Raw genomic sequence first — 13,550 nt, 5'->3', positions numbered from 1 at the left:
ATCCAGGCCGGACTCAGTCCTCAGCCAGGTCGCCCGGCAGCAGGCCGTACACGGCCGCGTCGGCCGGTTGGTCGTGCAACCACAACCGGTGGCGCGCGATCGCTTCGAAGCGCGCCCCGGCCCGTTCGGCCGTACGCCGACTGGGTTGGTTGCCGGGTTCGGCGACGATCTCCACCCGTACCAGCCCCAGCTCGTCGAATCCGAAGCGCGCGATCATCGTCAGCGCGCGGGCAGCCAGTCGCTGGCCCTGCCGGCTGCGCCGTGTCCAGTAGCCGGCATTGGCGCTGCGGTGGATCCGATTGAACTGGTTCAGTCCGGCGCTGCCGACCAGGGTGCCGTCGTGGCGGTCGTACACAGCAAAGGCGAACTGCTGGCCGTCAACCCAGCGGGTTGCGCAGGCGCGAATATGAGCGAGAGCGTCCTCCAGTCCGTAGTCGGCGCTGCACCAGTTCAACCAGGGCTGGAAACTATCGACCGATTCCCGGACTGCCTCTGCCATGGCCGGGGCGTCGGCCAGGCGCCAGGGGCGCAGGAGGAGCCGGTCGTCTTGCAGGAAAGTCGTGTCGATGTCCGGTTTTGATATCGGCATGGCGCGGGCGTTTGTGTGGTCGGCGGCCAGCCGCGATAATGCTCGGCTGGACTGGTAGGGCACGATCATGAGCGCACGCATCCTCGACGGCAAACGCATCGCGCAGGAACTGCTGGAGCGCATCGCCCGGCGAGTGGCCGAGCGCCAGGCTGCCGGCCTCGCAGCGCCGGGCCTGGCGGTGGTGCTGGTGGGCGACGACGCGGCTTCCTCGGTCTACGTGCGCAACAAGCGCAAGGCTTGCCACCAGGTGGGCTTTCGCTCGTTCGACTTCGACCTGCCCTCGGCCACCACTCAGGATGAGCTGTTTGCCCTGATCGACCGGCTCAACGCCGATCCCGAGGTGCACGGCATCCTGGTGCAGTCACCGCTGCCGCCGCACATCGACGAGGACGCGCTGGTCGACCGCATCGATCCGTTCAAGGATGTGGACGGTTTCCAGGCGGTGAACGTCGGCCGCCTCGCGCTTCGCCGCTTCGGCCTGCGCCCTTGCACGCCCAAGGGCGTGATGACACTGCTCGGCCACACCGATCGTCCGGTGCGCGGCCAGCATGCGGTGGTGGTGGGCGTGTCCAACCACGTCGGCCGGCCGCTGGCGCTGGAGCTGTTGATCGCCGGCTGCACCACCACCTGCTGTCACCGCTTCACCCGCGACCTGGAAGGCTTCGTGCGGCAGGCCGACATCGTGATCGTGGCGGTCGGCAAGCCGGGGCTGGTCAAGGGCGAGTGGATCAAGCCCGGCGCGGTGGTGATCGACGTGGGCATCAACCGGCTGGACGATGGCCGGCTGGTGGGCGACGTCGAGTTCGCCCCCGCTGCCGAGCGCGCCAGCTGGATCACCCCGGTACCCGGCGGCGTCGGCCCGATGACCGTCGCCACGCTGATGGAAAATACCCTGGAAGCGGCCGAGGCTGGCGCCCGGGGATGACCCCAAGCCCTTGCGGGCGGCATCCGACCGCACTGCAACATCTGGCGAGAGGGTGGGGGAGGCGCGTATAATTCCCTCTTTGCCGGGAACCCTTTCCATGCGCATCCTCGCCGAGGCCCTGACCTACGACGACGTTTATCTCGTTCCGGCCCATTCGGTCATCCTGCCACGCGATGTGGACACGTCCACCCGGCTAACCCGCGACCTGCACCTGAACATTCCCATCGTGTCCGCCGCCATGGACACGGTCACCGAAGCCCGCCTCGCCATCACCATGGCCCAGTGCGGCGGCATCGGCATCATCCACAAGAACATGACCGCCGAGCAGCAGGCCGCCGAAGTGCGCCTGGTGAAGAAGTTCGAGGCCGGGGTCATCCGCAGCCCGATCACCGTCGGTCCGGATACCTCGATCCGCGACGTGCTGCGCCTCACCCACGCGCACAACATCTCCGGCGTGCCGGTGGTCGACGGCTCCAAGCTGGTCGGCATCGTCACCAGTCGCGACCTGCGCTTCGAGCGCAAGCACGACGACCCGGTGCGCAACATCATGACCCGCCAGGACAAGCTGGTCACGGTGAAGGAAGGCGCCAGCCAGGACGAAGTGCTGCAGCTGCTGCACAAGCACCGCATCGAGAAGGTGCTGGTGGTCAACGACGACTTTCAGTTGCGCGGCCTGATCACGGTGAAGGACATCCAGAAGGCGCGCGACAACCCGCACGCCGCCAAGGATCGCAACGAAGCGCTGCTGGTGGGCGCCGCGGTCGGCGTCGGCGGCGACACCGAGCAGCGCGTGGCGATGCTGGTCGACGCCGGCGTGGACGTGCTGGTGGTCGACACCGCGCACGGCCATTCGCAGGGCGTGATCGAGCGCGCCGCGTGGGTCAAGAAGACCTATCCGAAAGTGCAGGTGATCGCTGGCAACATCGTCACCGGCGAAGCGGCGCGCGCGCTGCTGCACGCCGGCGTGGACGCGGTGAAGGTGGGTGTGGGCCCTGGCTCCATCTGCACCACCCGCGTGGTGGCTGGCGTGGGCGTGCCGCAGATCACCGCTATCGACCTGGTCGCCACCGCGCTGAAGGACGAGATCCCGCTGATCGCCGATGGCGGCATCCGCTACTCCGGCGACATTCCCAAGGCGCTGGCCGCCGGCGCCTCGAGCGTGATGCTCGGCTCGATGTTCGCCGGCACCGAGGAGTCTCCGGGCGAGGTCGAACTGTTCCAGGGCCGCTCGTACAAGAGCTACCGTGGCATGGGTTCGCTGGGCGCGATGGCGCTGGGTTCCAAGGACCGCTACTTCCAGGACGAGGCGGACGCCGACAAGCTGGTGCCCGAAGGCATCGAGGGTCGCGTGCCGTACCGCGGTCCGCTGCGCAACATCATCCACCAGCTGATCGGCGGCCTGCGCGCCTCGATGGGCTACCTCGGCGCGGCGACGGTCGAGGACGTGCGCGCCAACGCGCAGTTCGTGAAGGTGACCAGCGCCGGCGTCACCGAGGCACACCCGCACGACATCCAGATCACCAAGGAAGCGCCGAATTACCGGCTCAATTCGTGACGAACGGAGCCTGGGAGCGCATGCGCGCCCGGGTCTCCAAGCCTTCGTGACGTCATTCCCGCGAACGCGGGAATCCATTTGGCCTGTGCGGCGTGAGCAAGATGGATTTCCGCGTGACCAGCCGCCGGCTGTTGAAACGCGCCTCGCGGGAATGACGCCGCGGTTGTATTTGCACCTCCCAAGGGTCGAACGATGCAAAACATCCACAGCGACAAGATCCTCATCCTCGACTTCGGCGCGCAGTACACGCAGCTGATCGCCCGCCGCGTGCGCGAGCTGGGCGTGTACTGCGAGATCTGGGCGTGGGACCACGATCCGGCCGAGATTGCCGCGTTCGCGCCCAAGGGCATCATCCTGTCCGGGGGTCCCGAATCGACCACGCTGGAAGGCGCGCCCACCGCGCCGCAGCAGGTGTTCGACAGCGGCCTGCCGATCCTCGGCATCTGCTACGGCATGCAGACGATGGCCGCGCAGCTGGGCGGCGCCACCGAGGCGGCCGACGCACGCGAGTTCGGCCATGCCGAAGTCGACATCACCCTGCAGAGCCGCCTGTTCGCGGGACTGAGCGACCACACCGACAGCCACCGTCTCGACGTGTGGATGAGCCACGGCGACCACGTCTCGAAGGCGCCGCCCGGCTTCGTCGTCACCGGCACCACCGACCGCATCCCGGTCGCGGTGATGGAGAACGAGGAAAAGCGCTGGTACGGCGTGCAGTTCCATCCCGAGGTGACCCACACCCGGCAGGGCAGTGCGCTACTCAAGCGCTTCATCACCGAGATCTGCGGCTGCGCCACGCTGTGGACCGCGGCCAACATCATCGAGGACCAGATCGCCCGCGTGCGCGAGCAGGTGGGCGACGACCACGTGCTGCTGGGCCTGTCCGGCGGCGTGGATTCCTCGGTGGTGGCGGCGCTGCTGCATCGGGCGATCGGTGACCGGCTGACCTGCGTGTTCGTCGACACCGGCCTGCTGCGCTGGCAGGAGGGCGACCAGGTGATGGCGATGTTCGCCGCCGAGGCCGAGAAGGGCGGCATGGGCATCAAGGTGATCCGCGTGAACGCGGCCGAGCGCTACTTCGCCGCGCTGGCCGGCGTGAGCGATCCGGAAGCCAAGCGCAAGATCATCGGCGGCCTGTTCGTGGAGATCTTCGACGAGGAGTCGGAGAAGATCATCGCCAGCGGCGGCAACGTGAAGTGGCTGGCGCAGGGCACCATCTACCCCGACGTGATCGAGTCCGCCGGCAGCAAGACCGGCAAGGCGCACGTGATCAAGAGCCACCACAACGTGGGTGGCCTGCCGGCGCACATGAAGCTCAAGCTGGTCGAGCCGCTGCGTGAGCTGTTCAAGGACGAGGTTCGCCGCATCGGCGTCGAGCTCGGCCTGCCGCGCGCCATGGTCTACCGCCATCCGTTCCCCGGCCCCGGACTGGGGGTGCGCATTCTGGGGGAGGTGAAGCCGGAATACGCCGAGCTGCTGGCGCGCGCCGATGCCATCTTCATCGAGGAACTGCGCGCCTGGGATCTTTACGACAAGACCAGCCAGGCGTTTGCCGTGTTCCTGCCGGTGAAGTCGGTGGGCGTGGTGGGCGACGCACGCGCCTACGAATGGGTGATCGCGCTGCGCGCGGTGGAAACGATCGACTTCATGACGGCGCACTGGGCGCACCTGCCGTACGAGTTCCTCGGCAAGGTTTCAAATCGCATTATCAACGAGTTGCGCGGCATTTCTCGCGTTGTTTATGACATAAGTGGCAAGCCGCCCGCCACAATCGAGTGGGAGTGAGGAAAAACAAGGTCTTGCGCGGACGTTGCTCAATGTCTGCGATGGACCGTTTCTCATGAGTATGGCTTAAATAATTGATATGTCGACAGAAGTGGCTCCCGAGGATGTGCCCGATTTCAGCGAGGCCGACGCCACCCACATGCGTCGCGCCCTGCAGCTGGCCGAACACGCCCGCGACGCCGAGAACGAAGTCCCCGTGGGCGCCGTGCTGGTGCTCGATGGCGAGATCGTCGGCCTGGGCTGGAACCGCAACATCACCCTGCACGACCCCACCGCCCATGCCGAAATCATGGCGTTGCGGGCGGCGGGCGAGAAACTGGCGAACTACCGCATCGCCGGCGCCACGCTCTACGTGACGCTGGAACCCTGTGCGATGTGCGCGATGGCGCTGGTGCACGCGCGAGTCGGGCGGGTGGTGTACGCCGCCACCGATCCCAAGACCGGCGCGGCCGGCAGCGTGTTCGACACGCTCGTCGACCCGCGGCACAACCATCGCATCGCGGTGCAGGGCGGATTGCTGGCGGAAGAATCCGCGGACATGTTGCGCAACTTCTTTCGCGCAAAGCGCTGACGTCTAGGAAATTTTCCCGAGGGGTCACCCCCTGGCGTGCAAATGTGATCGAATTCACATTCCCGTGACGTTGCCAGGCATGCACGGGCTCTCCTCTTCGCCGCGCCGGGAACGCCATGCGACTTGTCACCTACCTGCATCACGGCATGACCGGCGTCGGTACGCTGGACGAGCAGAGCGCGCGGATCAGGCCGCTGGACCTGTTCGATGGCCGCCCCATTCCGGACATGCTCACGTTGATCCGCGAGGGACTGGATGCGATCACTCCCAGCGTGATGCGCCCGGCGATCCCGCGCGTGGAGGTGGACCTGCTGGCGCCGATTCCGCGCCCCACACGCAACATTTTCTGTGTCGGCAAGAACTACCGGCGTCACGCGGAGGAGTTCGCCAGGAGTGGTTTCGATACCTCGTCGTCGGCCGCCGTGCCCGAGCATCCCATGGTGTTCACCAAGGTGCCCGAGTCGGTCATCGGCGATCACGACACCATCCTGTATCCGGAAGGCACCAGTAATGCGGTGGACTACGAGGCTGAACTGGCGGTGGTAATTGGCAAGCCGGGCCGCGGCATTTCGCGGGCCCAGGCGATGGGCCACGTGTTCGGCTACACCATCGTCAACGATGTCACCGCACGCGACTGGCAGCAGCGCCACGGGCAGTGGTTCCTGGGCAAATCGTTCGACACGTTCTGTCCGATGGGCCCGGTGCTGGTCACCGCCGACGAGCTCGATCCGTCCGCGCTGGACATCCGCTGCTGGGTCAACGACGAGCTGCGCCAGCAGGCCAACACGCGCGACCTGATCTTCGACATCCCGACGTTGATCGCCACGATTTCGGCGGGCATCACGCTGCAGCCGGGCGACATCATCGCCACCGGCACGCCCGAGGGCGTCGGCGCCGGCTTCGACCCGCCGCGCTTCCTGCGGCGCGGCAACGAAGTGGTGATCGAGATCCAGGGCATCGGCCGTCTCGTCAACGACGTGTTCTGAAGCCGGGTCAGCTCTCGAGCAGGAACTCCAGCGCCTCGGCGCAGGGGGCGTCGATCTTCAGCGTGACCAGCGGATCGGCCCGCGTCACACCCAGGTTCACCGTCGCCACCGGCTTGCCGGCCTTGGCCGCCGCGGCGACGAAGCGGTAGCCGGAAAACACCATCAGCGAGGAACCGACCACCAGTACCGCGTCCGCTTCGGCCCAGGCGCGGGTGGCTGCTTCCACGCGCTCGCGCGGCACGTTTTCGCCAAAGAACACCACGTCCGGCTTCACGATGCCGCCGCAGGCCGGGCAGGGCGGCACGTCGAAGCGGCTGAAGTCGTGGCCGTCCAGATCGGCATCACCGTCCGGGGCGTCGGCGGCATCCAGATGCGCCCAGTCCGCATTGCGCGTCACCAGCTGGTGCTGGAAATCGTGCCGGCCCTGGCGCCAGTCGCAGGCCATGCAGCGCACTTCGTCGAGCCGGCCGTGCAGGTCCACCACGCGCTCGCTGCCAGCTTGCTGGTGCAGGCGGTCGACGTTCTGGGTGACCAGCAGCTCCACCTGGCCGCGCTGCTCCAGTGCGACCAGCGCGCGATGCGTGGCGTTCGGCGCGGCGCGGCCGAAGCGGCGCCAGCCGACCAGGCTGCGCGCCCAGTAACGCTGCCGCGTGGCCAGCTCGTGCATGAAGGCCTGGTAGGTCACCGGCGGCGTGCGCTTCCACTGGCCGGCGCGGTCGCGGTAGTCGGGTATGCCCGAGTCGGTGCTGATGCCCGCGCCGGTAAGCACGAACAGTCGCGGGTGGGCGTCTATGAACTCGCGCAGCCGGGTATCGGCGGCGTCCTGCACCTGGGCACTCATCGACCGCTCCCGGCATGCAGGCGCTCGGGGTGGGTGTAGACGTTGTGGCTGCCGGGGCGGGCGAAGCCGACCAGGGTGAGCCCGGCGCTCTTCGCCAGCTCGATCGCCAGCGCGGTCGGCGCGGAGATGGCGGCCAGCACGGTGACGCCGGCGCTGGCCGCCTTGGTCACCATCTCGTAGCTGGCGCGACTGGTGACCAGCGCAAACCCTGACGCCGGATCGATGTCGCCGCGATGCAGCGCGCCGACCAGCTTGTCCAGCGCGTTGTGGCGACCGACGTCCTCGCGCACCAGCGCGATATCGCCCGCAGCGGAGGCCCAGGCGGCTGCGTGGACGGCGCCGGTGGCGGCATTCATCGGCTGGCGCTGATGGAGGCCGGCGAGCGCGCGCTCCAGTCCGGCGTGGGTCAGGCCGACGTCGCCGTGCACCTGGCCGGGCTGGCGCACCGCGTTCTCCAGTTGGCGCGTGCCGCAGATGCCGCAGCCGCTGCGCCCGGGCAGCAGGCGCTGGCCGTCGGCATCCAGGTGCGCGCCGTGGGCGTCGGCAGCCACGGTCATGGCCAGCTCGGTGCCTTCCAGCAACGGGCGTACCTGCAGGTCGAGCAGATCCGCCGGCGTGCGGATCAATCCCTCGCTGAGCGAAAAGCCCAGCGCGAAGTCCTCCAGGTCATGCGGCGTGGCCATCATCACGGCGAAGGAGCGACCGTTGTAGGTCATCGCGATCGGCTGCTCCTCGGCCACCCAGTCGTCGGCATCCTCCACGGTGCCGTGCCGCCAGCGGGTGATGTGCCGTCGGACGTAACCGAGCTCGTCGTAACCGGGCCCGTCGTGGCCGGGCGTGGGATCGGCAGGGGCAGGAGGCTGTTTCATCGCGCCATCATAGCGAGCCGCCCCCGTGCCTCCACGCCCCTGCGGCATCGCGCATGCGGCGGCCGTGTAACCGCATCGCCGATGATGCCGAATGGCTTGTCACAGGCGTTTGCGCCGCGCTTTTCGACTTTGGCCGCGGTTGTCAAAGTCAGCCACCGGCCCCATGCTTTCCTCTCCAGACGCGGCCAGGCGTCGTTGCCGCGCACGGACGGTTTTCCCACCCCATGAGCGAACTCCCCAGCGTCACCGAAGCCGAGCAGCGGATCCGCGCCAGCCTGCCGCTGTTCGCGACCGAACGCGTGCCGCTGGACGCGGCCGCCGGCCGAGTGCTGCGCCAGCATGTGCTGGCCGAGTGCGACCAGCCGCCGTTCGACCGCGTGATGATGGACGGCATCGCCATCACCCTGGCCGATGCCGCGCGCCGCGACTTCACGGTGGCCGGTCGCCAGATGGCTGGCATGGCCGGACAGGTGCTGGCCGATTCGGCTGGCTGCATTGAGGTGACCACGGGAGCCATGGTGCCGGTGGGCTGCGACTGCGTAGTGCCGGTCGAGCAGACGGTGCGCGAGGGCGATCATGTCCGACTGGTCGACGGCTGGGTGCCGGCGGCGCGGCAGTTCATCCACCCGCGCGGCTCCGATTGCCGCCAAGGCGATCGGCTGCTCGCCCCGGGCGTGCGCCTGCGCGCGCCGGAGCTGGCCGTGCTCGCCGCCAACGGCGTCGCCGAGGTCGAGGTGGCCGCAGTGCCGAAGGTGGCCATCATCGCCACCGGCGACGAACTGGCCGAGGTCGAGCAGCAGCCGCTGGCCGACGGTCAGATCCGCCGCTCCAACGATCGCGCGCTGGCCGCCGCCCTGCGCGATCGCGGCTTCGTCGACGTGCAGCTCACCCGCGTGCCCGACGACCTGGCCGCCACCACCGCGCGACTGGCCGAACTGCTCGCCACCTGCCAGGTGCTGGTGCTGTCCGGCGGCGTCTCGGTGGGGCAGCGCGATTTCGTGCCCGAGGCGCTGCGTGCGCTGGGCGTGGACAAGGTGCTGCATCGCATCGCCCAGCGGCCGGGCAAGCCGATGTGGTTCGGTATCGGCCCGCGGGGGCAGGTGGTGTTCGCGCTGCCGGGCAACCCCGTCTCGGCGCTGGTGTGCGCCGTGCGCTACCTGCTACCGGCGCTGGAGCAGGCGATGGGCCTGACGTCGCGGCCGGCCGAGCGCGTGGTGCTTGCCGCTCCGGCTGGCACCAGCCCGGCCTTGACCTGTTTTGTACCCGTGCGGGTGCATCATGACGATGCCGGTCGCGCCGCGGCCACGCCGGTGCCGGCGCCCACCTCGGGCGACTTCTCCGCGCTGCCGCATACCGACGGCGTGGTGGAGCTGGCACCGTCGGACCACGCCGCACCCGCCGGCACCGTAGCCCCCCTGTATCGCTGGTGACATGACCGATCCGCACGCCATCACCGAGATCGCCACCCAGACGCCGTCGCCGCAGGCGCCGCTGGATCGGCACGGCCGCCCGATGCACGACCTGCGCATCTCGGTGATGGATCGCTGCAATTTCCGCTGCCCGTACTGCATGCCGGAGTCCACCTACGGCGAGCACTTCACCTTCCTGCGCAACGACGAGCGGTTGAGCTTCGACGAGATCGAGCGCATCAGCCGCCTCGCTGCCTCGCTGGGCGTGAGCAAGCTGCGCCTCACCGGCGGCGAGCCGCTGCTGCGGCCAAAGCTGGCCGAATTGGTGGCGCGGCTGCGGCGCATCCCCGGCATCACCGATCTGGCGATGACCACCAACGGCGTGCTGCTGGCGCGCCAGGCACAGGATCTGCGCGACGCCGGTCTGGATCGCGTCACCGTCAGCCTGGACACGCTCGACCCCGCGCTGTTCCACCGCATGAGCGGCGGCCGCGGCGCATTGGAAGACGTCCTCGGCGGCATCGAGGCGGCGCAGGCGGTTGGCTTCCCGCAGGGCATCAAGCTCAACACCGTCGTGCAGCGCGGCGTGAACGAACACAGCGTGCTCGACCTGGTCGAGCGCTTCCGCGGCACCGGCATCATCCCGCGGCTGATCGAATACATGGACGTGGGCAACCGCAACGACTGGAACCGCGAGGCGGTCGTGCCCTCGGCCGAGCTGATCGCCGCGATCCACGCCCGCTGGCCGCTGGATGCGCTGCCGCCCAAGTACGAGGGCGAGGTGGCCACGCGCTTCCGCTTCCGCGACGGGCAGGGCGAGATCGGCGTGATCTCCTCGGTGAGCCAGCCGTTCTGCGGCGATTGCTCGCGCGCGCGGCTGTCGTCCGAAGGCGCGCTCTATACCTGCCTGTTCGCCGTGCAGGGCACCGACCTGCGCACGGCGCTGCGCGATGGCAGCAGTGACGACGCCGTGCGCGAACGTCTGCGCCAGGTGTGGCTGCGCCGCAGCGACCGCTACAGCGAGGAGCGCGAGGAGCGTCGCCAGCGCTCGCGTCCCAAGATCGAGATGCACTACATCGGCGGCTGAGCCGCCCGACGGAACTCCATGTCCCCTACCTCCAGCAAACTCACCCACCTCGACGAGGCCCGTCAGCCGCAGATGGTCGACGTCGGCGGCAAGGCCGTCACCCGGCGCACCGCGCAGGCGCAGGCACGCGTGGTGTTTCCCGCCGAGGTCGCCGCGCAGTTGCACGGCGCCGGCTACGTCACGCCCAAGGGCGCGGTGCTCACGGTGGCCAACCTCGCCGGCGTGATGGGCGCCAAGGCCACCTCGCAGCTGATCCCGCTGTGCCACCCGCTGGCGCTGGACAAGTGCCACGTCGACGTCTCCATGGAAGGCGTCGAGGCGCGCATCGTCTGCACGGTGTCCTGCGAGGGCCGCACCGGGGTGGAGATGGAGGCGCTCACCGGCGCCAGCGTCGCCGCGCTCACCCTGTACGACATGTGCAAGGCGATGTCGCACGACATCGTCATCGCCGAGGTGCGCCTGCTCAACAAGACCGGCGGCAAGAGCGACCTCGACTTCCGGCGGGCCGACGCATGAGTGCCGCACCGATCTTCGGCCTGCTGCTTTCAGGTGGCGCCAGCCAGCGCATGCAGCGCGACAAGGCGCAGCTTAGCTACGCCGGCGAGCCGCAGCTGCTGCGCGCGTGGCGCGTGCTGTCGGCGGTCACCGAGCGCGCCTTCGTCTCGGTGCGCGAGACGCAGCGCCACGATCCGCTGCGCGCGCAGCTGCCGCAGCTGGTCGATACCTACGACGCGGTCGGGCCGGCGGCCGGCATCCTGTCCGCGCAGGATGCGTATCCCGAGGCGGCCTGGCTGGTGATCGCCTGCGACCTGCCGCGCCTGGACGAAGCCACCTTGCGCACACTGATCGCCGCGCGCGATCCGGCGAAGGACGCCACCGTCTTCACCAGCCGTTTCGACGACCTGCCCGAGCCGCTGTGCGCGCTGTGGGAGCCGTCCAGCCACGCGCGGCTGAAGGCACGCTATGACGCCGGCAGCTACTGCCCGCGCAAGACGCTGATCCAGTCCGACATCGTGCTGCTGCCCGCACCCGGCGACGCGCTGGACAACATCAACACCCCGGAGGAATTCGCACAGATGCAGCGCCAGTTGGAGTCGCAGCCATGACCCGCGTGAACCTGCAGTACTACGCGCAGCTGCGCGAACAGGCCGGCGCCAGCGCCGAGCAGGTGAGCACCGCCGCGGTCACCCTACGCGATCTTTACGAAGAGCTGCGCACACGCCACGGTTTCTCGCTGCCGATCGATGCGCTCAAGGTGGCAGTCAACACGCAGTTCAGCGACTGGAACCGCGCGCTCGCCGAAGGCGACACCGTCGTCTTCATCCCACCGGTGGCCGGCGGATGATGCGCTTCGATCTCACCGCGGCACCGGCCGATCTCGCGCAGCTGCGCGAGGAGCTCCAGCATCCCGGCAGCGGCGGCTTCTGCGCGTTCGAGGGCTGGGTGCGCAACAACAACGAGGGCCGCGAAGTCAGCGGCCTGGAGTACGAGGCCTACACCGAGCTGGCGATCGCCGAGGGCGAGCGCATCCTGGCCGAGGCGGCCGAACGCTACGGCGTGCTGGCTGCCAGCGCCGTGCATCGCGTGGGCGACCTGAAGATCGGCGACCTCGCCGTGTGGATCGGCGCCTCCGCCCCGCACCGCGACGAGGCGTTCCGCGCCTGCCGCTACATCATCGACGAGATCAAGCACCGCCTGCCGATCTGGAAGAAAGAGCATTACCTGGAAGGCGACACTGCCTGGGTCGCCTGCTCGCACACCGAGCGCGCGCACGAGATGGAGGCGCCGCATGTGCACGGTAATCACCACGGCCACTCGCACACGCATGAGCATCATCACGCGACCGAGCGCGCCAACTTCACCCCCGACTACTCCCGCCAGACCCGCCTGCGCGACGTCGGCGAATCCGGCCAGGCGAAGCTCGCCGCCGCCCGCGTGCTGGTGATCGGCGCCGGCGGCCTCGGCGTGCCGGTGATCAGCTACCTCGCCGGCGCCGGCGTGGGCACGCTGGGCATCGTCGACCACGACGTGCTCGACGCCAGCAACCTGCATCGCCAGGTGATGTACGACGCCCGCGACGTCGGCCAGCGCAAGGTCGACCTGGCCGCGCGCCGCGTCGCCGCGCTCAACCCCACGGTGCAGGTGCAGACCTATGCCGAGCCGCTCACCGCGGAAACCGTCGTGGACGTATTCGCGCAGTACGACCTGGTGGTCGAATGCACCGACGACCTCGCCAGCCGCTACCTCGCCAGCGACGCCGCCGTGCTCACCGGCACGCCGGTGGTGCTGGCCAGCGTCTACCAGTACGAAGGGCAGCTGCAGGTGGTTACCGGCGTGCCCGGCGAACCCTGCCTGCGCTGCCTGTGGCCCGAACCGCCGGCGCCCGGCCTGGCCGGCAGCTGCGTGGAATCGGGCGTGCTCGGCCCGGTGCCCGGCGTGCTCGGCACGATGCAGGCGATGGAAGCGCTGAAGCTGCTGCTCGGCCTGCCGCGACCGGCCGACCACGCACTGCAGCTGGTCAACCTGCTCGACGGCACCAGTCAGCGCCTGCCGATCGACGCGTCGACCGGCTGCGCGTTGCACGGCGGCTGCGTCGCCGTGGCCCGTCGTGCGCTGGAGCAGGCGCAGGCCGAGGACGACATCGAGCGGCACTTCCACCATCTGGACGAGGCCATTGCCGCGGGGTTTGCCGTGGTCGACGTGCGCGAGGCCGACGAGATCGCCGCCGCGCCGCTGCACGTCACCTCGTTGCGCATTCCCTCGGGCGAGATCGCCGCCTGCTCGCTGGCCGGCATCGATCGCCACGTGCTGCTGGTCTGCGCCAGCGGCAGGCGCAGCGCGCTGGCGGCACGCACGCTGCGCGAGCGCGGGGTCGATGCGTGGTCGCTGGCCGGTGGAGTGGTGGCGCTCACCACGTCGGCCGCGTCCTGATG

The 13,550-nt window shown here is 69.1% G+C and carries 14 protein-coding genes and 1 pseudogene; 12 read left to right on the top strand and 3 right to left on the bottom strand.

The features are described 5' to 3' along the window. Positions 1-13 precede the first annotated feature (13 nt). Positions 14-658 carry a GNAT family N-acetyltransferase gene (locus tag ISP17_RS14145; protein ID WP_404634216.1) on the bottom strand — a complete coding sequence of 215 codons (645 nt, stop codon included), beginning with the start codon at positions 656-658 and terminating at the stop codon, positions 14-16. Here ISP17_RS14145 and folD point away from each other — a divergent pair. From folD to ISP17_RS14120, 5 genes are all read left to right on the top strand, one after another. Continuing rightward, positions 657-1,514, top strand: coding sequence for a bifunctional methylenetetrahydrofolate dehydrogenase/methenyltetrahydrofolate cyclohydrolase FolD (folD, locus tag ISP17_RS14140; protein ID WP_404634214.1), 858 nt, complete (start codon positions 657-659; stop codon positions 1,512-1,514). The genes ISP17_RS14145 and folD overlap by 2 nt on opposite strands. Positions 1,515-1,611: 97 nt before the next feature. Beyond that, on the top strand, positions 1,612-3,069 hold the full coding sequence (guaB, locus tag ISP17_RS14135; RefSeq protein WP_404634212.1) for an IMP dehydrogenase: 1,458 nt from the start codon (positions 1,612-1,614) through the stop codon (positions 3,067-3,069). Between the two features lie 192 nt (positions 3,070-3,261). Further along, the gene (guaA, locus tag ISP17_RS14130; RefSeq protein ID WP_404634210.1) at positions 3,262-4,854 is read left to right on the top strand and encodes a glutamine-hydrolyzing GMP synthase; all 1,593 of its coding nucleotides are present in this window, start codon (positions 3,262-3,264) and stop codon (positions 4,852-4,854) included. 79 nt (positions 4,855-4,933) lie between these two features. Further along, entirely contained in the window at positions 4,934-5,425 is a 492-nt protein-coding gene (gene tadA, locus ISP17_RS14125; protein ID WP_404634208.1) for a tRNA adenosine(34) deaminase TadA, read from the top strand. A 116-nt stretch (positions 5,426-5,541) separates the two neighbouring features. Beyond that, positions 5,542-6,411: a fumarylacetoacetate hydrolase family protein gene (locus ISP17_RS14120; RefSeq protein WP_404634206.1), complete on the top strand. Its 870-nt coding sequence runs from the start codon at positions 5,542-5,544 to the stop codon at positions 6,409-6,411. Positions 6,412-6,418: 7 nt separating this feature from the next. Here ISP17_RS14120 and ISP17_RS14115 read toward each other — a convergent pair whose 3' ends face one another. Further along, positions 6,419-7,252, bottom strand: coding sequence for an NAD-dependent protein deacetylase (locus ISP17_RS14115; protein WP_404634204.1), 834 nt, complete (start codon positions 7,250-7,252; stop codon positions 6,419-6,421). Continuing rightward, positions 7,249-8,121 (bottom strand): formate dehydrogenase accessory sulfurtransferase FdhD, encoded by an 873-nt coding sequence (gene fdhD, locus ISP17_RS14110; protein ID WP_404634202.1) that lies wholly within the window; start codon positions 8,119-8,121, stop codon positions 7,249-7,251. Before fdhD ends, ISP17_RS14115 begins: the two co-directional genes overlap by 4 nt. A 224-nt stretch (positions 8,122-8,345) precedes the next feature. Between fdhD and ISP17_RS14105 the strand changes: the two genes are divergently transcribed. The 7 genes and pseudogenes from ISP17_RS14105 (at position 8,346) to ISP17_RS14080 (ending at position 13,548) form a co-directional block, all read left to right on the top strand. After that, on the top strand, positions 8,346-9,551 hold the full coding sequence (locus ISP17_RS14105) for a molybdopterin molybdotransferase MoeA (RefSeq protein ID WP_404634200.1): 1,206 nt from the start codon (positions 8,346-8,348) through the stop codon (positions 9,549-9,551). Position 9,552: 1 nt separating this feature from the next. Then, positions 9,553-10,617 (top strand): GTP 3',8-cyclase MoaA, encoded by a 1,065-nt coding sequence (moaA, locus tag ISP17_RS14100; RefSeq protein WP_404634198.1) that lies wholly within the window; start codon positions 9,553-9,555, stop codon positions 10,615-10,617. An 18-nt stretch (positions 10,618-10,635) separates the two neighbouring features. Then, positions 10,636-11,133, top strand: coding sequence for a cyclic pyranopterin monophosphate synthase MoaC (gene moaC / locus ISP17_RS14095; protein WP_404634196.1), 498 nt, complete (start codon positions 10,636-10,638; stop codon positions 11,131-11,133). Beyond that, on the top strand, positions 11,130-11,723 hold the full coding sequence (locus ISP17_RS14090) for an NTP transferase domain-containing protein (protein ID WP_404634194.1): 594 nt from the start codon (positions 11,130-11,132) through the stop codon (positions 11,721-11,723). Before moaC ends, ISP17_RS14090 begins: the two co-directional genes overlap by 4 nt. After that, positions 11,720-11,962, top strand: coding sequence for a MoaD/ThiS family protein (locus ISP17_RS14085; protein ID WP_404634192.1), 243 nt, complete (start codon positions 11,720-11,722; stop codon positions 11,960-11,962). Before ISP17_RS14090 ends, ISP17_RS14085 begins: the two co-directional genes overlap by 4 nt. Then, positions 11,959-12,363: pseudogene (locus tag ISP17_RS19535) on the top strand (molybdenum cofactor biosynthesis protein MoaE); the annotation flags it as partial. The gene ISP17_RS14085 and the pseudogene ISP17_RS19535, both read left to right, overlap by 4 nt. Before the next feature lie 30 nt (positions 12,364-12,393). Then, complete coding sequence (locus tag ISP17_RS14080) at positions 12,394-13,548, top strand: ThiF family adenylyltransferase (protein WP_449757876.1); 1,155 nt, start codon at positions 12,394-12,396, stop codon at positions 13,546-13,548. Positions 13,549-13,550 lie beyond the last annotated feature (2 nt).

The sequence above is a fragment of the Dyella ginsengisoli genome (genome assembly GCF_044904665.1).
In the GTDB taxonomy this organism is placed as follows: Bacteria; Pseudomonadota; Gammaproteobacteria; order Xanthomonadales; family Rhodanobacteraceae; genus Dyella_A; species Dyella_A ginsengisoli.
The sequence above is the reverse complement of the archived record's forward strand: the minus strand, read 5'-3'. Positions and strand labels throughout refer to the sequence as shown.